Annotated in this window: 18 protein-coding genes; 8 read left to right on the forward strand and 10 right to left on the reverse strand. The window is 57.0% G+C overall.

Translation table 11 applies throughout. The features are described 5' to 3' along the window. Window position 1: 1 nt before the first annotated feature. The 3 genes from pqiB to rmf all read left to right on the forward strand — a co-directional run bounded on the left by pqiB (window position 2) and on the right by rmf (window position 2,659). Window positions 2-1,642 carry an intermembrane transport protein PqiB gene (pqiB, locus tag RTX96_RS10475; protein WP_312670926.1) on the forward strand — a complete coding sequence of 547 codons (1,641 nt, stop codon included), beginning with the start codon at window positions 2-4 and terminating at the stop codon, window positions 1,640-1,642. Continuing rightward, a complete protein-coding gene (gene pqiC, locus RTX96_RS10480) occupies window positions 1,639-2,223 on the forward strand; it encodes a membrane integrity-associated transporter subunit PqiC (RefSeq protein WP_103819614.1) in 585 nt (194 codons plus the stop codon). The genes pqiB and pqiC overlap by 4 nt, the downstream gene beginning before the upstream one ends. 268 nt (window positions 2,224-2,491) lie before the next feature. Continuing rightward, complete coding sequence (gene rmf / locus RTX96_RS10485) at window positions 2,492-2,659, forward strand: ribosome modulation factor (RefSeq protein WP_103819613.1); 168 nt, start codon at window positions 2,492-2,494, stop codon at window positions 2,657-2,659. Window positions 2,660-2,714: 55 nt separating this feature from the next. Here rmf and fabA read toward each other — a convergent pair whose 3' ends face one another. Together fabA and RTX96_RS10495 are read right to left on the reverse strand one after the other, a co-directional pair. Then, window positions 2,715-3,233, reverse strand: a complete 519-nt coding sequence (gene fabA / locus RTX96_RS10490) for a bifunctional 3-hydroxydecanoyl-ACP dehydratase/trans-2-decenoyl-ACP isomerase (RefSeq protein ID WP_141092945.1) — start codon at window positions 3,231-3,233, stop codon at window positions 2,715-2,717. A 68-nt stretch (window positions 3,234-3,301) separates the two neighbouring features. Then, window positions 3,302-5,062 carry a Lon protease family protein gene (locus RTX96_RS10495; RefSeq protein ID WP_312670927.1) on the reverse strand — a complete coding sequence of 587 codons (1,761 nt, stop codon included), beginning with the start codon at window positions 5,060-5,062 and terminating at the stop codon, window positions 3,302-3,304. A 185-nt stretch (window positions 5,063-5,247) separates the two neighbouring features. Between RTX96_RS10495 and matP the strand changes: the two genes are divergently transcribed. Then, window positions 5,248-5,700: a macrodomain Ter protein MatP gene (matP, locus tag RTX96_RS10500; RefSeq protein WP_103819610.1), complete on the forward strand. Its 453-nt coding sequence runs from the start codon at window positions 5,248-5,250 to the stop codon at window positions 5,698-5,700. A 68-nt stretch (window positions 5,701-5,768) separates the two neighbouring features. Here matP and ompA read toward each other — a convergent pair whose 3' ends face one another. Together ompA and sulA are read right to left on the reverse strand one after the other, a co-directional pair. Then, the gene (gene ompA / locus RTX96_RS10505) at window positions 5,769-6,827 is read right to left on the reverse strand and encodes a porin OmpA (RefSeq protein ID WP_312670928.1); all 1,059 of its coding nucleotides are present in this window, start codon (window positions 6,825-6,827) and stop codon (window positions 5,769-5,771) included. A 354-nt stretch (window positions 6,828-7,181) separates the two neighbouring features. Then, window positions 7,182-7,691 (reverse strand): SOS-induced cell division inhibitor SulA, encoded by a 510-nt coding sequence (gene sulA / locus RTX96_RS10510; RefSeq protein ID WP_103819608.1) that lies wholly within the window; start codon window positions 7,689-7,691, stop codon window positions 7,182-7,184. Between the two features lie 217 nt (window positions 7,692-7,908). Between sulA and RTX96_RS10515 the strand changes: the two genes are divergently transcribed. After that, on the forward strand, window positions 7,909-8,538 hold the full coding sequence (locus RTX96_RS10515; protein WP_103819607.1) for a TfoX/Sxy family DNA transformation protein: 630 nt from the start codon (window positions 7,909-7,911) through the stop codon (window positions 8,536-8,538). Here the strand turns inward: RTX96_RS10515 and yccS are convergent. Both yccS and RTX96_RS10525 read right to left on the reverse strand, forming a co-directional pair. Further along, the gene (yccS, locus tag RTX96_RS10520) at window positions 8,523-10,655 is read right to left on the reverse strand and encodes a YccS family putative transporter (protein ID WP_103819606.1); all 2,133 of its coding nucleotides are present in this window, start codon (window positions 10,653-10,655) and stop codon (window positions 8,523-8,525) included. The genes RTX96_RS10515 and yccS overlap by 16 nt on opposite strands. A 17-nt stretch (window positions 10,656-10,672) precedes the next feature. After that, window positions 10,673-11,119 (reverse strand): YccF domain-containing protein, encoded by a 447-nt coding sequence (locus RTX96_RS10525; protein WP_312268985.1) that lies wholly within the window; start codon window positions 11,117-11,119, stop codon window positions 10,673-10,675. Window positions 11,120-11,242: 123 nt separating this feature from the next. On the opposite strand from RTX96_RS10525, the gene helD reads away from it, so the two are divergent. After that, entirely contained in the window at window positions 11,243-13,297 is a 2,055-nt protein-coding gene (helD, locus tag RTX96_RS10530) for a DNA helicase IV (protein ID WP_312670929.1), read from the forward strand. An 81-nt stretch (window positions 13,298-13,378) separates the two neighbouring features. Here the strand turns inward: helD and mgsA are convergent, their stop codons facing one another. After that, a complete protein-coding gene (gene mgsA, locus RTX96_RS10535) occupies window positions 13,379-13,837 on the reverse strand; it encodes a methylglyoxal synthase (RefSeq protein WP_103819603.1) in 459 nt (152 codons plus the stop codon). A 110-nt stretch (window positions 13,838-13,947) separates the two neighbouring features. After that, the gene (csgI, locus tag RTX96_RS10540; protein WP_103819602.1) at window positions 13,948-14,604 is read right to left on the reverse strand and encodes a curli synthesis inhibitor; all 657 of its coding nucleotides are present in this window, start codon (window positions 14,602-14,604) and stop codon (window positions 13,948-13,950) included. Window positions 14,605-14,770: 166 nt separating this feature from the next. On the opposite strand from csgI, the gene RTX96_RS10545 reads away from it, so the two are divergent. Then, window positions 14,771-15,184, forward strand: coding sequence for a CoA-binding protein (locus tag RTX96_RS10545; RefSeq protein WP_103819601.1), 414 nt, complete (start codon window positions 14,771-14,773; stop codon window positions 15,182-15,184). Between the two features lie 28 nt (window positions 15,185-15,212). Here the strand turns inward: RTX96_RS10545 and hspQ are convergent, their stop codons facing one another. Both hspQ and rlmI read right to left on the reverse strand, forming a co-directional pair. Beyond that, the gene (gene hspQ, locus RTX96_RS10550) at window positions 15,213-15,530 is read right to left on the reverse strand and encodes a heat shock protein HspQ (protein ID WP_103819600.1); all 318 of its coding nucleotides are present in this window, start codon (window positions 15,528-15,530) and stop codon (window positions 15,213-15,215) included. A 59-nt stretch (window positions 15,531-15,589) separates the two neighbouring features. Beyond that, window positions 15,590-16,780 (reverse strand): 23S rRNA (cytosine(1962)-C(5))-methyltransferase RlmI, encoded by a 1,191-nt coding sequence (rlmI, locus tag RTX96_RS10555; protein WP_103819919.1) that lies wholly within the window; start codon window positions 16,778-16,780, stop codon window positions 15,590-15,592. Between the two features lie 269 nt (window positions 16,781-17,049). Between rlmI and RTX96_RS10560 the strand changes: the two genes are divergently transcribed. Next, entirely contained in the window at window positions 17,050-17,715 is a 666-nt protein-coding gene (locus tag RTX96_RS10560; RefSeq protein WP_312670930.1) for an EAL domain-containing protein, read from the forward strand. Window position 17,716 lies beyond the last annotated feature (1 nt).

Genomic DNA, 17,716 nt, shown 5'->3' on the forward strand with positions numbered 1-17,716 from the left:
CATGGAGACTAAAGGTGGGGAAGCCAAAGTGCAGAAGGTGAAGAACTGGTCACCCGTATGGATCTTCCCGATTGTCACGGCGCTGATCGGGGCCTGGATCCTCTTTTATCACTACAGTCATCAAGGGCCGGAAGTCACGCTGATCACCGCCAATGCCGAGGGTATTGAGGCGGGTAAAACCACCATCAAAAGCCGCAGCATTGACGTCGGCGTGGTGGAGGCGGCAACGCTAACCGACGATTTGACTCACGTTGAGATCAAAGCGCGCCTTAATGCGGGCATGGAGAAGCTGCTGCACGGCGACTCTGTATTTTGGGTTGTAAAGCCGCAGGTCGGTAGGGAAGGGATCAGCGGGCTGGGCACGCTGCTCTCCGGGGCCTACATTGAGCTGCAGCCGGGAACCAAGGGCGGGGTGCGGGATGATTACCAGCTGCTCGATTCGCCGCCGCTGGCACCGCCGGATGCAAAAGGTATTCGCGTGGTGCTCGACAGTAAAAAAGCGGGCCAGCTCACCCCTGGGGACCCGGTACTCTTCCGGGGCTATCGCGTCGGCTCGGTAGAGACCAGCGTGTTTGACCCGCAGAAGCGCACCATGAGCTATCAGCTCTTCATCAACGCGCCTAACGATCGGCTGGTGACCAGCAACGTTCGCTTCTGGAAAGACAGCGGTATTGCTGTGGATCTCACCTCAGCGGGTATGCGCGTCGAGATGGGGGCGCTGACCACCCTGTTTGGCGGCGGCGTCAGCTTTGACGTGCCTGACGGCATCGATTTAGGCCAGCCGGTGGCAGAAAAGACCGAGTTTGATCTCTACGACAACCAGCGCAGCATTCAGGAGTCGCTCTATACCGAGCACAAAGATTTCCTGATGTTCTTCAAAGATTCCATTCGTGGCCTACAGCCTGGTGCACCGGTGGAGTTCCGCGGCATGCGTCTCGGGACCGTCAGCAAGGTGCCGTTCTTTATGCCAGGCCTGCGTCAGGCGCTGAACGAGGACTACCGCATTCCGGTGCTGATCCGTATTGAGCCGGAGCGGATCGCCAGCCAGATGGGGGAAAGTCCGGATATTCTGACCAACCTGCCTGAGCTGCTGAAGCAGGGGCTGCGCGGTTCGCTGAAAACGGGTAACCTGGTGACCGGCGCGCTCTACGTGGATATGGATTTCGTCTCGAAACCGCCGCCGATCACCGGCATCCGCGAGTTTGGCGGCTACAGCATTATTCCGACCGTCAGCAGCGGCCTGGCGCAGATCCAGCAGCGCCTGATGGATACGCTGGATAAGATCAACAATCTGCCGCTGAACCCGATGCTTGAGCAGGCCACCGGCACGCTCGCCGAGAGCCAGCGCACCATGCGTCGCCTGCAAACCACGCTGGATAACCTGAACAAGCTGACGGCCAGCCAGTCGGTGCAGCAGCTGCCGCAGGATATGCAGAAAACGTTGCGCGAGCTGAACCGTAGCATGCAAGGCTTCCAGCCTGGATCGGCTGCGTATAACAAGATGGTAGCGGATATGCAGCGCCTGGATCAGGTTCTGCGCGAGCTGCAGCCGGTACTGCAGACGCTTAACCAGAAGAGTAACGCCCTGGTCTTTGAAGCGAAGGGCAAGAAAGATCCTGAGCCGAAGGGGGTAAAACAGTGAGAAAAGGGATAATAGCTATCGCGGTGCTGCTGCTCAGCGCCTGCAGCAGCAGTGAGGAGACTCACTATTATCAGCTACCGAACACGCCAGTACCGGCGGTAGCCACGTCGCCGAGTATGACGGCAGCCAACCCCGGCCAGGGGCAGCGCCAGCTGTGGATTGAGCAGGTCTCGGTGCCAGACTATCTGGCGGGCAACGGCGTGGTCTACCAGACCAGCGACGTGCAGTACGTTATCGCCAGCAACAATCTGTGGGCCAGCCCGCTCGATCAGCAGCTGCGGACCTCGCTGGTAGCCAACCTCAGCCGCGATCTTCCGGGCTGGGTGGTGGCCTCTCAGCCTATGGGCAGCGAGCAAGACACTCTTAACGTCACCGTCACTGGCTTTCATGGTCGCTATGATGGGCACGTGATTGTGAGCGGTGAGTGGCTGCTTAATCACCAGGGCACGCTGATCAAGCGTCCGTTCTATGTCGAGATGACGCAGTCGCAGGATGGCTATGATGCGATGGTGAAAGCGCTGGGCGTGGCGTGGGCGCAGCAGGCCAGCAATATTGCCCGGGAGATAAATCGTTTACCCTAGGCTGCAATAAACGCCTGCAACTAATCTTAAAAAACCACGCTATCGGTAACGGCGGCGTGGTTTTTTTTCGTCTATAGAGCGGAATAAAATCTGTGCCTGCTCACACTTTTTGTACAAATGAAGTTCTGTATATCTCACATTTATGACGTTGGTATGAATTTTGTGCATTGACTGCACGCGGCGATCGCGCTATTTGTTAGGCGTGGTTGCACACTTTGTAGCCACTGTTTTCTTTTCCACCAGACTCAAATAATGAGGGAAACGAGGCATGAAGAGACAAAAACGAGATCGCCTGGAACGGGCACATCAACGTGGTTACCAGGCCGGCATTGCCGGACGCTCAAAAGAGTTGTGTCCTTACCAGACGCTGAATCAGAGATCATACTGGCTTGGAGGTTGGCGAGAGGCCATGGAGGACAGGGCAGTTATCGCCTGATTCTGTCTCTTTAAATGAAACCTCCGCCTTGCGGAGGTTTCGCCTGTCAGGGGGATCAGAACGCAGAGGTATCCTTGAACAGACCCACTTTCAGATCGGTTGCGGTGTAGATCTGACGACCATCAACCAGCACTTCACCATCCGCGATGCCCATAATCAGCTTACGGTTGATAACGCGTTTGAAATGAATACGGTAGGTGACTTTAGAGGCAGTCGGTAAAATCTGGCCAGCCAGTTTCACTTCGCCTACGCCGAGGGCGCGGCCTTTACCTTCGCCGCCAAGCCAGCCGAGGTAAAAACCAACCAGCTGCCACATAGCATCAAGGCCCAGGCAGCCAGGCATTACCGGATCGCCAATGAAGTGGCAACCGAAGAACCACAGATCGGGAGTGATATCCAGTTCTGCTTCAACATAGCCTTTATCGAAATTGCCGCCCGTCTCGCTCATCTTGACCACACGGTCCATCATCAGCATGTTAGGGGCCGGTAACTGCGGGCCGTTAGCGCCAAACAGTTCACCACGACCAGAGGCAAGAAGGTCTTCTTTCGTATAGGATTCGCGTTTATCTACCATGTTCTCAGTAAGCCTTATTTTAGTGAAGCACGCAGGATAGCTAACACGTGTACGCTCAACAACTCCGATCAGTTGGGCGTAAACCAACTGAGCCAGCGTAGCGGCCACGGGTAACGATGGCGCGCTTCCTGCTGCGTCGCCTGCGCAATACGTTCCTGAATAGTCTGGATCAGCGTGGTTTGCCCTTCGCCATCCCACACCAGGTCTGTCAGTAAGGGTAGTGCATCGGTCACGTCATCAATGGCCCAGATGGAAAATTGTTCTGCCTGTACCGCGTCCAGCAGCTCCTGATGCAGGCAGAGATGGCGCACGTTGGCAGCCGGAACGATCACGCCCTGTTTGCCGGTCAAGCCGCGGTGCTGGCAAATCGCAAAAAAGCCTTCGATCTTCTCGTTCAGACCACCAACCGGCTGCGCCCGACCAAACTGATCCACCGAGCCGGTAATAGCGATATGCTGATGCAGCGGGACATCGGCCAGGGCGCTGATCAGCGCGCACAGCTCGGCCATCGAGGCACTGTCGCCGTCCACTTCGCTGTAGGACTGCTCAAAGGTCAACGATGCCGTGAAGGGCATCTGCTGCTCCAGCTCCAGCTCGGCCATCAGGAAGGATTGCATGATCATCATGCCCTTCGCATGGATGTTGCCTCCCAGCTCGGCTTTACGCTCGATGTCATGAAACTCACCGTCGCCGATATGTACCACGCAGCTAATACGCGACGGCTCGCCATAGGGGCGGGGATGACCAGGGAATTCAACCACCGACAGCGCGTTGATCTGCCCAACGCGTTCACCTTCGGTCTCAATCAGGATCTGTTCAAGCAGGATCTCATCCAGCATACGCTCCGGCAGATAGCCCTCACGCCACTCGCGCTGGCTCAGCATGGTGCGCAACTGCTCCGCGTCAAAGGTGCTCCCCTCGGTAAAGGCAGAGACCTCACGCAGCTGGCGCGCCAGCCACAGCGGACAGAGCGGCAGCGTCTCCTGATCGTCGGTGTAGCGTGCTGCGGCACGGATTAGCACCGGCCAGGCATCCTCTGCGGGGATCGGCAGTCCGGCCTGCTCGGCGCTCAGAATGACCCACTGCCGCCAGGTGGCAAGCGCGTCTACATCGGTAATCTGGATATTTTCTTCGTATTCGCTGTAGATAGACTGAGCGGCCAGATCTGGCTCCATCTCCTGAAAATCAGCCAGCGACTCGCGCTCGCCGACCAGGATAACCTTCAGCGTGAGCGGCATAGCCGGCACGCTGACGGGCAGGGGGCGAGACTCATCGAAGGAGACCCAGTCGAAGCGCTGGCGAGTCACGATTGATTTCAGTCGCATCCAGAGCAGCGGCTGGCTCAGTAGGGTGCGCAGCGAGACCACCAGCACCCCGCCATTAGCCTGGTGTACCAGACCAGGCTCAAGGGTAATTTCATTATTGAACTGGCGCAGGCAGCCAAAAAGCTGCTCAGCTTCCACCCAGTCGGCAATCACTACGTCGCTCTGCCCGGCAAAGTTTGCCTGCACGCTGGCGGCGGGCTTCATGCTCACCGTGCGGCCGGCAACGCTGTACTCAACGCCGACAACCGGCGACACCGCGGGTTGGAGTTCACGGGCAGCGGCGGCGATCAGGGCCAGATACTCCGGCTCTTCCGGCGCTTTGGCCAGTAAAAAGCGTGACGATGCAGACGGATGCAGCAGCTGCTCCAGCGCGTACTGCAAACGAGGTTGCGTGTCACCAAGAGAAAGCTCAGACTCAAGGTCAACGTCAGACGGTGTAAACACCTCCTGATAGCTGTCGGTATCAGGAACAAGGTCTTGCCAGGCTAGTTTAGTAATGGTCAATGTCGAGGTTTTATCGTCAGCTGTAAAGGGCGGAATTATAGCGTAAGCGGCAATTCAGCACACGTGGAATAGATGCTTTTACCCCTTTCCCGGTACCGCTTAGCTCACAGGATATGATTTCTTTTCAGCAGATTGGCAAAAAACTGATATTCTGAACTAAGTTACACGGTAACACTGAGATCGCAATGAAATATCAACAACTGGAAAATCTCGAAAGCGGCTGGAAATGGAAGTACCTGGTGAAAAAGCACCGTGAAGGTGAACTCATCACGCGCTATTTAGAAACCAGTGCGGCTAAAGAGGCCGTCGATCTGTTGCTGAAGCTCGAGTACGAACCGGTTCGCGTTAACGACTGGATTGCGCAGCACATGAATACCGCGTTAACGAACCGCATGAAGCAGACCATTCGCGCCCGGCGTAAACGGCACTTTAATGCCGAGCACCAGCACACGCGTAAGAAATCAATCGATCTGGAGTTTATGGTCTGGCAACGTCTGGCCGGCCTCGCCCAGCGGCGGGGGAAAACCCTGTCGGAGACAATTGTGCAACTGATTGAAGATGCCGAGCATAAAGAGAAGTATGCCAGCAAAATGAGCACCCTGAAGCAGGATCTGCAGGCGCTGCTGGGCAAGGAGTAACGCGCTTTTCAGCAGAGAGCAGGCAATAAAAAACCCCGCAGAGCGGGGTTTTTTTATAAGACGTAAACTTAAGCCTGCGGCTGAGTTACAACGTCTTTGATACCTTTAACTTCGATCTCTACGCGACGATCCGGAGCCAGGCAGTCGATCAGCGCCGGACGCGCTTTCACGTTGTCACAGGTGTTGCCGGTAACCGGGTTAGATTCGCCCATACCACGTGCGGAGATCTTGTTGGACGGGATACCTTTAGAGATCAGGTAGTCAACAACAGACTGAGCACGTTTCTCGGACAGACCCTGGTTGTAAGCGTCAGAACCGATGCGGTCGGTGAAGCCCAGAACAACAACGGAACCGTCTTTCGGATCCAGGTTGCTCAGCTGGGTGTACATCTGATCCAGAGCCTGCTGGCCTTCTGGTTTCAGAGTCGCTTTGTTGAAGTTGAACAGTACGTCAGACTTCAGAGTGAAGTGCTTGGTAGAAACCTGCGGAGCCGGAGCCGGAGCCGGTGCAACAACCGGAGCTACGTCTTCCTGCTGGCCGAAGCGGTAGGAAACACCTACGCTCAGCATACCGTTGTCTTGACGGGTGCCCAGAGTTTTAGCATCGCCAATGTTGTTAACCCACTGGTATTCCAGACGGGTAGCGATGTCACGGGTCATTGCCCACTCTACGCCACCAGCGAATACTGGGGAAACACCGGTATCGTGGTCTTTGAAAGATGCGCCAGTGCCAGGAACCTGAGCTTTAGCATCTGCACGCCATACCATACCACCCAGGCGGGTGTAGATATCAACGTCATCAGTGATTGGGTAGCCCAGTTTAGCGGTCAGCTGAACGCCCTGAGATTTGAAAGCACCGTTTACGTTGTCGCCTTTGTACGGCTCACGACCTAACCAGTCGTAGCCCAGTTCGAAACCAACGTACGGGTTAACCTGGTAGCCGCCGTATGCGCCAGCGCCCAGCTGGTCTTCACGAGTCGGGCCATCATTAGGAATGAAGCCGTTGTCGTGGTACTGGGACCAGCCCAGTTTAGCACCAGTGTACCAGGTATTATCTTTCGGAGCGGCCTGCGCTACGGTAGCGAAGCCAGCCAGTGCCACTGCAATCGCGATAGCTGTCTTTTTCATTTTTGCGCCTCGTTATCATCCAAAAATCGCCATGAAGTTCTCGCCAGAGAAAACACGGTTAAATCCTTCACCGGGGGCATTGCTCAATATTAACTCTACCGATATCTTCGGCTTATGCCGAGCACCCCTGGCGATGTAAAGTCTACAACGTAGTTGGAAACTTACAAGTGTGAACTCCGTCAGGCATATGAAAAAAAAAGAGTTGTAGACACAATATTTAACATTTATGACGATAAATTCGCCATCGAAATATCGCAGTTACCGCGCCAGACAGGCTTCGCGAGAGAATTTAGCTTAATGACCAAAGGCCTGGAACCGACGCAAAAAAGATCCCAGGAATTATCTTAAACTTACTTAATGAAACAAATTCGAGTGAATTTTTAAGCCGGAAGACTGTCCTGAAGCCTGCGGATCGAAGCGAACCGGCCGCATGATAAACCCCATTGCGTTTCCCTCCTGAGCGGCCTCAACGAGACGGCGATGCTCATCTTCTGACAGCTCTTGCGTATGCCAGCCGATCACTACGCTGTAGTTGCCCGTCTGCAATGCTTTGATCATGGAGTCCAGGGTATTATCCGGCGAGAGCTGGCTAATGTGCATGAGCTTGCTTAAGGGCAGGCCAGCAGACTGCACCCACGCACGGCTCAATTTTTGCTGTGGCGTCAGCCAGAGCTGCCAGCGGGACTGCTGTCCAAGCTGCTGTAGCAACGGCAGCAGCAGCAGCTGGGTCATCATCGGCTGATCTTCACGATAGACCACTTCACTGATAAGACCCGTGGCCGCAGCGGGCGTATTCACCTGTGCGCGGCTGCCGGCGAAAGAAGCGTATTGAGACGAGCGGTTAGCATAGCCTGAAGTGTACATAGTCATTCCAGCCCTGAGAGTTACTGTATATCTATACAGTACCCGGTAAGCGTTTAAAGATCAACCTCATTTTCTGGAAGCGTCTCGCAAATATGGGCTGAATATGCCGCGAGGAGAAAAATCAACTTGCTGAGGCCGGGCAACTTCCCTATGTTCCTTTTCAACAGATGGCTTAAAAATAAAAGATATTTTACGCCTTGATTTTAAAGGAATAATCATGAAAAACGTATCGTATCAAAGGATCTATCAATCTCGGGAATATCTATCACCGCTGGGGCATATCCATCACCGTGCGCTCTTTGGTGGTTACAGTCTCGCCATTGAGGATACGGTGTTTGCGATGGTAGCCGAAGGGGCTCTCTACCTACGTGCCTGTGAGGAGAGCGCACCCTACTGTATGAATACGAAAGCCCCCTTACTGACTTTTGTGAAGCGGGGTAGGCCCGTCCTGCTCAACTATTTCCGGGTCGATGATGGATTATGGCAGGATCGTGAAACGCTGCTGACGCTCTGCCAATACTCGCTGGCGGCCGCGCAGCGGGAAAAGGTCGCGAGGCGTGCGCAAAAGCGGCTCAGGGATCTTCCCAATCTGAATTTCCAGCTGGAGACTCTGCTCTGGGAAGTGGGAATCAAAGATGAGCCTAGCCTGAAACAGCTAGGGGCAAAAGCGTGCTGGCTCAGGTTAAAGGAGCGCAGCCCGCAGTTGAGTATCAAGGTGCTGTTTGCCCTGGAAGGGGCTATCGCGGGGCTGCATGAGGCGGCACTCCCGGCAGAGACGCGCCGGGAGTTAACCATCTGGTTTAAAGAGCTGGAGGCGGAGAGCAGTTTACATCAGCGGGGAACCTGACGCTGAAGCTGGCAGATCTCCGGCAGCAGCCCAATCAGCAGCCCAACCTGCTGCAGAACCAGCGGGGCCTTGCTGGTAGGGTCGGGTTCAAGCTGGCGGATCCGCCCGGAGAGCGTCTCCAGTTGCTGTCCGACCCGGACTTCATCGGCAGGCTGATGGTGCAGGGCATCATCCACGTAGCAGACGGCATCATCCAACAGCTGCAGGATCTCCGGCTGCTGAAGCTGCTCACGGTGCGCCCCCAGCGTGGAGATATAGCTGGTAAACGTGTGGTTCAGGCAGAGCAGGCGGAAGGCGACGTCGCGCATCTGTGGCGTGGCGTTCGGCTCGGTCGACATGTTTGAGACCACTGACGCCAGATCCGCATCACCGTTATGGGCATAGCGCCGGGCAATACGGTACGCCAGACGGTTATCGCGCCCCTGGTGATACTGTTCCAGAATGGCATCCAGATAGCGGCAGTTGGCATCAAGCGCCCGCTCCAGCACGCGCGGAAGGTTGCGAAAGCGCCAGTCCGGCCAGATAAAGCTCACCGCCGCCCAGGCGATGGCGCAGCCGATCAGCGTATCGATGATACGGGGGATCGCCACCTCAAAGCCCTCTCCGAGCAGGTTGAAGCAGAGCAGCACCAGCAGGGTAATAAACATAGTGGCATGGGCGTACTGGACGTTGCGGAAGGCAAAGAAGAGCACCCCGGCGATAACAATAAGCACCAGCTGCCCCTCCAGCGAAGGGACGAACAGCAAAATGGGCAGGCCCACCGCCACGCCGACCAGCGTGCCGATAATACGCAGCGTCAGGCGGTGGCGGGTGGCGTTATAGTTTGGCTGGCAGACAAACAGGCTGGTGAGCAGGATCCAGTAGCCGTGCTGGAGTCCGGTGAGCTGAATGAAGGCGTAGCCCAGGCAGAGCACCACTGACATCCTCACCGCATGGCGAAACAGGGCCGATTCCGGCGTCAGGTTGCGCTTCAGACGCTGCCAGATATCGTCCAGGCCGGTCAGGCTGTCATCGGCAAGCTCGTTCTCGGTACCCTGCGGCGGCTGCATTAGCGCCTGCTCAGACTCGATGGTCGCCAGCTGAGCGTCGATAGCCCGCAGGTTATCCCGTACAAAACCCAACGACTCAATATAGTCGGCGGAGATGCCCTGGCCGCGGGCGTGCTCAAGGGCGGCATCAAGGTGGGTAAAGGCGCGCTCAAAGTTGGGGTCATGCTGATAGGGCTCGCGCAGCAGAATAGCCCGAGAGAGCCGGGCGCAGGCCTGCGCCTGCATAGAGAGCATGCGCTGAAAGCGAAACATCAGGGAACTATGGCGAAAATGCTCGCGCAGGGCATGGTATTGAATATGCGACGAGCTGGCGCGCTCGTGAATATCCTGCGCCACGAAATAGTAGTGCAGCGTGCGCCGGGTACCGCGCTGGCCGCGATCCCCCCGCAGCCTCGTCAGCAGCGACGCTTTGGTCTGGTTGAGCGTGGTCACCAGCTGGCCGTTGGCCTGGGCCAGATCGTAGAGCGGTACCTCGCTCTCACTCTCATCATCATAATCGGGATCGAAAAGACGCGATTTCTGCTCGAGATAGTTTGCCAGCTGTGCATAGCAGCGCGCGAGGTTATCCTGCAGCGGGCGCACCGGAAACACCAGATGCCCCACCAGCGTTAGCAGGCTAAACCACACCGCCCCTGCCAGCAGGAGCAGCGGCTGCTGGTACCACTGGTCAAAGAGCGAGATCCCCAGCATGGTATAGATAGCAATCAGCAGCGCGCCAAAGGCGATGGTTGCGTAGCGCTGCCCAAGGCCGCCCAGCAAGATAAACCCGCAGGTGGAGACGATAAGCCCGAGGGCAAACAGCCACGGCCAGGGGAAGAGCAGCTCTACCGAGGCCGAGGCAATAAAGAACGACACCAGGGTGATAACCAGGTTGCGCAGCCGCCCGGTGAGCCGGTCGTCCAGGTCGGCCAGCGCAGCGGCCACCACGCCTAACGTCAGCGGGATCGTGAGCTTCACCTCGCCCAGCCACCAGGGCAGGGCAACCGTACCGCTCAGGGCGATAAAAATCCTGACGTTATAGAGCCAGGCACTGTTCCATGTGTAACGGCGAAGCAGAGGGCTTAGCATGAGTTACGCGTCCTTTCTCAGTAAAAACGGGCCCGGGCGTTGGCTTCACGGGCGGCCTGCGCCGTCTCCACCGATACCACCCGCCGTCCCACCGGCCACAGGGCAATGGCTGCGATTTTAAAGTTGGCGATGCCCACCGGGATACCGATGATAGTCAGGCACTGGGTGATGCCGGCGAGAATATGCATCACGCACAGCCACCAGCCGAAGAGCACCAGCCAGACAATATTCAGCAGCGTACCGCCGGTATTCATAATGACGTTGCGGCGGGAGGGATCGAGCTCATCCACATGTACCGCCTCGTTGCCATACGGCACCAGCGACAGCTTCGCGATCTCCCAGCATGAGCGGGTCAGCGGCAGCGTGATGATAAAGACAATGCTCATTACCGTTGCCAGGATCCAGGCCAGCGTGGTAACGAAGCCGCCCAGAAAGAAGTTAAGAATATTCAGTACAGTACGCATAGATCCTCGGAGTTATCTGCCATACGAAAAGGCTTGCTAAGTGTAACGTCTTTTTACGCTGGAGCGTAAATTCTCTGGCGGGTACACTGACGGGCAACGTTATGACCAGAGAAACGGCACATCATGGAACTGAAAGCGACTTCACTCGGAAAACGTCTGGCCCAGCACCCCTACGATCGGGCGGTCATGCTCCACGCGGGCGTGAAGGTTTCCGGCGATCGCCATGAGTATCTTATTCCCTATAATCAACTGCTGGCGATAGTCTGCAAGCGCGGGCTGGTTTGGGGTGAGCTGGAGTTCGTGCTATCAGATGCCAAAGTCGTGCGCCTGCACGGCACCGAGTGGGCGCAGACCCAGCAGTTCTGGCAGCATCTTAACGCCCACTGGCAGGCATGGAGCAGCCAGATGAGCGAGGTGGCCGCGGGCGTTCTGCAGGAGACGGTGGAGACCCTCTCCAGCGGCATGAAGGCCAACAGGTGGCTAACCCGCCAGCAGACCACGGGCCTGCAGGATCGGATCCGTAACGCCTTTGCGGCGCTGCCATTGCCGCTGGCCCGTCTCGACGAGTTCGATAACTGCCGCGAGGCGTGGCAGCAGTGTCAGGGCTGGCTGGTGGACGTGGAAGCCAGCCGGGCGGCACATAACCGGGAGTACACCCGCAAAATGCTGGTGCAGTATGCGCCTTTCTTTGCCAGCGTTGAATCTTCACCGCTTAACCCCGCCCAGGCGGAAGCGGTGGTGAACGGCGAGCAGTCGCTGCTGGTGCTGGCCGGGGCAGGCAGCGGCAAAACTTCAGTGCTGGTGGCCCGTGCGGGCTGGCTGCTGATGCGCGGTGAAGCGGCAGCGGATCAGATCCTGCTTCTGGCCTTTGGCCGGAAAGCGGCCCAGGAGATGGACGCGCGAATTCGCGAGCGGCTGAACACCGATGAGATCGCCGCCCAGACCTTCCATGCCCTGGCGCTCGCTATTATTCAGCACGGCAGCAAAAAAGTGCCCACCATCAGCGCGCTGGAGAACGATACCGACGCCCGTCAGGCGCTGTTTATCGAGGCCTGGCAGCAGCAGTGCAGCGAGAAAAAAGCTCAGGCCAAGGGCTGGCGGCAGTGGCTGGAGGAGGAGCTGGCGTGGGAGGTGCCTGAAGGTCATTTCTGGGACGATACCGCATTGCAGCGTCGCCTTGCCGGACGGCTCGACCGCTGGGTCAGCCTGATGCGGATGCACGGCGGCGCGCAGGCGGAGATGATCGCCTCGGCGCCGGAAGAGGTACGTAACCTGTTCTCAAAGCGGGTGAAGCTGATGGCCCCGCTGCTCAAGGCGTGGAAAACGGCGCTAAAGGCGGAAAACGCCGTCGACTTCTCCGGGCTGATTCACCAGGCAATCCATATTCTGGAGAAGGGGCGTTTTATCAGCCCGTGGAAGCATATTCTGGTGGATGAGTTCCAGGATATCTCTCCCCAACGCGCGGCGCTGCTGGCTGCACTGCGCAAGCAGAATTCAAACACCACGCTCTTTGCCGTCGGCGACGACTGGCAGGCCATCTACCGCTTTAGCGGGGCGCAGCTCTCTTTGACCACTGCCTTTCATCACTACTTTGGCGAGGGGGAGAGCTGCGTGCTGGATACCACCTACCGCTTTACCCATCGCATTGGCGACGTGGCTAACCGCTTTATCCAGCAGAACCCGCACCAGCTCAGAAAACCGCTGAACAGCCTGGCGGCAGGAGAGAAGAATGCCGTGACGCTGCTGGCCGAGGATCGGCTCGATGCCCTGCTGGATAAGCTCAGCGGCTACGCGAAGCCTGACGAGCGGATCCTGCTGCTGGCGCGCTATCACTATCTGAAACCCGCCGTGCTGGAGAAGGCCGCGACCCGCTGGCCGGAGTTAACGCTCGACTTTATGACGATCCACGCCAGCAAGGGTCAGCAGGCTGACTATGTGATTGTGCTGGGTCTGCAGGAGGGGAAGGAGGGCTTCCCGGCCCCCGCAAGGGAGTCCATTATGGAGCAGGCGCTGCTGCCCCCACCGGAGGATTACCCGGACGCGGAGGAGCGTCGCATGCTCTACGTCGCCCTGACTCGCGCCCGCAAGCGCGTCTGGCTGCTGTTCAGCAAAGAGGCACCGTCGCCGTTTGTGGAAGATTTAAAGCAGCTGGGTGTGACCGTAGTGCGCAAACCGTGATCTTGCCCGGCGGCGCTGCGCTTGCACGGGCCTACAAAATCCCGTAGGCCGGGTAAGCGTATGCGCCACCCGGCGGTTGCACTACTTCAGGCGATCGGCCAGATAGCGCTGATAGTCCGGGATCTGAATAGCAAAGCTTTCACCGAAGTGCGCTGACTCAATAATAAAGTCGGCGGTCGAGACGTTGGTGGCGACCGGGATATTCCACACCGTGGCCAGGCGCAGCAGGGCTTTCACGTCCGGATCGTGCGGCACGGCGTTGAGCGGATCCCAGAAGAAGATCAGCACGTCAATTTTACTCTCGGAGATCAACGCTCCCACCTGCTGGTCGCCGCCCATCGGCCCGCTCAGCATCGCGTTTACCGGCAGGCCGGTGGCGCGCTGGATCAGGTTGCCCGTTGTTCCGGTGGCGTACAGCTCGTGCTGGGCCAGTAGGGTATGGTGGCGCTCTACCCAGTTCATCAGCATTGTTTTGCAGTGATCGTGAGCCACCAGCGCAATATGTTTCCGCGCCGGAAGCGTACGTGTCGTCAGTTCCATAATCCGTTTCCATTATTGAATTTGCTACAGATTACTGGAAGCGTTTGATGCTGCAAGAGAAAGGCGTAAAAAAAGCGCGGCGGGAAAAGGGAATGTGATTTAACGCACTCTCAGGAGGGAGGCTGCTGTTTCACCCACTCCATAAAGCGAAGGCGGGTTTGCGTATCGGCCTGCTGATACCAGTACTTGAGCCGCTGCTCGGTCAGATCCTGGGAAGGCGGCACGTCCAGCTCCGATACGCTGGAGAGCAGCGTTCTGTCATCCGCCATTTTAGTCGCGAACTGCGGCAGCGAAGCGTGCTGCCCCTGTTTGTTATAGCGTTGGGTATCCCGCTCATAGTCTATCCCTTCCGACGTCTCCGTTACCGGCAGAATATCTATCCTGGCGGGAATAGAGACGGCATGGCCATCGAGCAGCGAGATCTGCGGCGAGGCGTCAAACATCTCTGACTCTCTCTGCGTCTCCAGCCGGGGCAGCGTCACGTTAACCAGATTAATAGAGCGGGTATTAAAGCTGACGATCAGCGGCGGGGAGATCCACATCCGCTGCTCGCGATTAGGCATGCGAATGCTTTTCTCCACGCGAAACACCAGCTGGTGCGGACCATTCTCCAGCTCAATACTGCCCGCACCGCGCAGCAGCGAGCTGGAGACCTTTTTGCCATCGAGGATCAGCAGGTCGATCTCCGTTGCCAGGCGCAGGGTCGTTGCAAAAGCGGTAACCGGCATTAAGCAGACAATCAGTGCGGTGGCAAAGCCGGCTCTCATAAAATCTCCGCTGTTTTTAAGGGTTAAAAGCGTGTCTGAACATGTCTAAAAGTATGTTTAGTAACATATAGAGTTATGCTTCTGATTACCCTCATGCAGAGGTATGGGATAGATGGTCGAGGGGCGGGGTTTGGCTTACACTTGAGAAAATAGCCTGGAGATGATTATGAAAGAGACCGATATTGCTGGCATTCTGAAATCAACCCACACCATTGCGCTGGTGGGGGCAAGCGACAAGCCTGACCGCCCTAGCTACCGGGTAATGAAATACCTGCTCGATCAGGGCTATCACGTGATCCCGGTGTCGCCGAAGGTGGCGGGGAAGACGCTGCTGGGGCAGCAGGGCTACGCGACGCTGGCTGACATTCCTGAGAAGGTCGATATGGTTGACGTGTTCCGTCAGTCAGAGGCGGCCTGGGGTGTAGCGCAGGAGGCGATTGCCATTGGGGCGCAAACCCTGTGGCTACAGCTGGGCGTCATCAACGAGCAGGCGGCGGTGCTGGCGCGGGAGGCGGGTCTGAATGTGGTCATGGATCGCTGCCCGGCGATTGAGATCCCACGCCTGGGGCTTTCCCGCTAAAAAAAGACCCCGCGCTGGCGGGGTCTTATCAGTTGCGCAGTCGGGGCGCCTGGAGCTGTTTGCGGATGGAGCGTGCCAGCTCATCCATAGAGGGTTGTTCCGGATGTTCATCCTGCACTTCGCTGCTGAGCTGGGCTTCGGCCAGGTAGGTATGTACCGGCTGTCCGTCATCATCTTCCATCACAACGTGATACCACGGGGCAACGCGCAGATCCGGGTTAACGGCCAGCTCGTCAGCTGAGGGTTCATCAAGAGAGTATTCCGGGTCGATATCCACCACCACGCCCAAAAATCCCAGCAGGGAGTGGCGCACCTGCTGGCCAATGCCGAATTTGCTGGCAATCATAGTCACCTCCAGGAAACAGTACTTACCCCCAATATGGGGATAAGGTTCCAGAACTCAAGCTACATGACGCGACAGGCAAACCCTTTAAGATACAGCCCTTCCGGGTAGGGAGCGATCACCGGGTGATCTGCGGCCTGACGGAACTGCTCTATAAATTGTACATCACGACCCGCATCTATTGCGGCATCAGCGATGATTTTCTGAAATAAATCGGTGGTCATCAGGCCGGAGCAGGAGAAGGTCAACAGCACGCCGCCAGGGTTCAGCAGCTGGATCGCCAGCATATTGATGTCCTTATAGCCACGGCATGCGCCCATCAGCTGGCTTTTGTTCTCCACAAACTTCGGCGGATCCATCACGATAACGTCAAACTTCTCGCCGTTATCACGATATTTACGCAGCAGCTTAAAGACGTCATCGCGCACAAACTCCGCTTTGCTCAGATCGAGCTTGTTAAGCTCTACGTTTTGCTTTGCCACGTCCAGCGCCTCCTGGGAGGTATCGACGCTTACAACGTGAGCACAGCCGCCGATCAGCGCGGAGACCGCAAAGCCGCCGGTGTAGGAGAAGCAGTTCAGCACGCGCTTATCCGCCACGTACTGGCGAGTTGCCAGACGGCTGTCGCGCTGGTCGAGGTAGTAACCGGTCTTGTGTCCGGCCTGGATATCCACCAGCAGCTTCATGCCGTTCTCTTCGATCGGCAGCAGCGGCGGCGGCAGCTCACCGCTCACCGGCCCCTGGGTCAGCTCCATGCCCTCTTTTTTACGCACCGCAACGTCGCTGCGATCGTAAATCGCACACTCCGGGTAGCGCTCCTGCAGGGCCGCCACCAGCGCCGGGCGCTGATACTCGGCTCCTGCGCTCAGCAGCTGCAACACCAGGAAGTTGCCGAAACGATCGATGGTCACGCCGGGCAGGCCGTCAGACTCGCCGGCGATCAGGCGATAGCTGTCGAGGCCATCGCGCTTCGCCAGCCAGTCGCGCCACTGCTGGGCCTGCGCCAGGCGGCGGTTAAAGAAGGCGATATCCACGCTTTCGTTTTTATCGAACGTCCAGACGCGGGCGCGGATCTGCGAGGCTGGCGAGTACGCGCCGCGGGCTAACCATTTTCCCTGATGGTCAACGATATCAACGGTTTCACCGAGGCTGGCTTTGCCCTCCATGCGGGCAACCGCACCAGAGAAGACCCAGGGATGGCGGCGCAGCAGAGACTTCTCGCGCCCTTTGGCTAACACTAAACGTACGCTCATATTAAATTTGACTGTCTTAATGAAGAAAATGGCCGCCATTTTCCTGGGTTAGGGCGGGAAAAGCAATTCAGCAATCGGCAGATAAAAAAATGCCAGTACCATCAGGGTACTGGCAAGACAGACAGGCAATGAGAGTTAATACATTCAGTGTGGTACAGCACAGCGAAGCGGTATGTAGGGAAAAATCTGATAGTGGCATTCTGGAGTGACACAACCTGTCGCACGCCGCCATACCATTGTTGTATACCCCAATAACAATGGATGAAAAGATGGCGAAGGAAGAGTATCACTACCAGTTTATGGCAGAGCCTGTGACCTCTGTAGCGGGCCAGCTGCTGGGCGTTGAGATGAAAACGCTGTTGGAGAGTAAAGGCCTGCGCACACAGCATCCTGAACTCATCATCAACATGTGGGATGCCCAGGCAAAACGCAAATTTCTCTATGAGCAGCTTTCAACTATAGCGAAACAGGCGGCCTGGATCCGCCAGCGCGGCATCTTTGTCTCGCTGCCTCTCTATGATGAAGAGTCAGCGGTGCTGCTCAGCTATGACAATGCCCTACGCGCAGCGCTGTCGGCGCTGCCCTTCGTTAAGCTAGCCCTCCCTGAGAAGATCTGTTCGGTACGGGATGAGATGACGGGAACGTCTAATGCCATCTGGCTGGACGATCTGGGTAAGGGTAGCGCTGATGTATCGGGCCTGGTCGCCTGTCATTACGAGGCCGTAAAGCTGGAAACCACCTTTTTTAATGATGAAGTTGTTAAGCCAACCTTTACCATACTGATTAAAAACCTGAAGAAATATTGCGATAGGATCGTTGTTCAGGGGCTGGAGAACAGACGTTATATTCCTGTGCTTCAGGAAGCGGGTATCTGGGGAGTGCAGGGAACATTTTGTCGTCCGGTTTCTTTCCCAAAAGTACACACCTTAATGTAAG

Origin of the sequence: Pseudescherichia sp., assembly GCF_032052675.1 — a bacterium.
In the GTDB taxonomy this organism is placed as follows: Bacteria; Pseudomonadota; Gammaproteobacteria; order Enterobacterales; family Enterobacteriaceae; genus Pseudescherichia.

Excerpts from the sequence above, each read along its gene's own strand:
- pqiB (WP_312670926.1), top strand. The coding sequence starts at position 2 with ATGGAGACTAAAGGTGGGGAAGCCAAAGTGCAGAAGGTGAAGAACTGG.
- yccS (WP_103819606.1), bottom strand. The coding sequence starts at position 10,655 with ATGCTAAGCCCTCTGCTTCGCCGTTACACATGGAACAGTGCCTGGCTC.
- RTX96_RS10545 (WP_103819601.1), top strand. The coding sequence starts at position 14,771 with ATGAAAGAGACCGATATTGCTGGCATTCTGAAATCAACCCACACCATT.
- sulA (WP_103819608.1), bottom strand. The coding sequence starts at position 7,691 with ATGTACACTTCAGGCTATGCTAACCGCTCGTCTCAATACGCTTCTTTC.
- csgI (WP_103819602.1), bottom strand. The coding sequence starts at position 14,604 with ATGAGAGCCGGCTTTGCCACCGCACTGATTGTCTGCTTAATGCCGGTT.
- ompA (WP_312670928.1), bottom strand. The coding sequence starts at position 6,827 with ATGAAAAAGACAGCTATCGCGATTGCAGTGGCACTGGCTGGCTTCGCT.
- rlmI (WP_103819919.1), bottom strand. The coding sequence starts at position 16,780 with ATGAGCGTACGTTTAGTGTTAGCCAAAGGGCGCGAGAAGTCTCTGCTG.
- hspQ (WP_103819600.1), bottom strand. The coding sequence starts at position 15,530 with ATGATTGCCAGCAAATTCGGCATTGGCCAGCAGGTGCGCCACTCCCTG.
- matP (WP_103819610.1), top strand. The coding sequence starts at position 5,248 with ATGAAATATCAACAACTGGAAAATCTCGAAAGCGGCTGGAAATGGAAG.
- RTX96_RS10525 (WP_312268985.1), bottom strand. The coding sequence starts at position 11,119 with ATGCGTACTGTACTGAATATTCTTAACTTCTTTCTGGGCGGCTTCGTT.
- RTX96_RS10515 (WP_103819607.1), top strand. The coding sequence starts at position 7,909 with ATGAAAAACGTATCGTATCAAAGGATCTATCAATCTCGGGAATATCTA.
- mgsA (WP_103819603.1), bottom strand. The coding sequence starts at position 13,837 with ATGGAACTGACGACACGTACGCTTCCGGCGCGGAAACATATTGCGCTG.
- rmf (WP_103819613.1), top strand. The coding sequence starts at position 2,492 with ATGAAGAGACAAAAACGAGATCGCCTGGAACGGGCACATCAACGTGGT.
- helD (WP_312670929.1), top strand. The coding sequence starts at position 11,243 with ATGGAACTGAAAGCGACTTCACTCGGAAAACGTCTGGCCCAGCACCCC.
- RTX96_RS10560 (WP_312670930.1), top strand. The coding sequence starts at position 17,050 with ATGGCGAAGGAAGAGTATCACTACCAGTTTATGGCAGAGCCTGTGACC.
- fabA (WP_141092945.1), bottom strand. The coding sequence starts at position 3,233 with ATGGTAGATAAACGCGAATCCTATACGAAAGAAGACCTTCTTGCCTCT.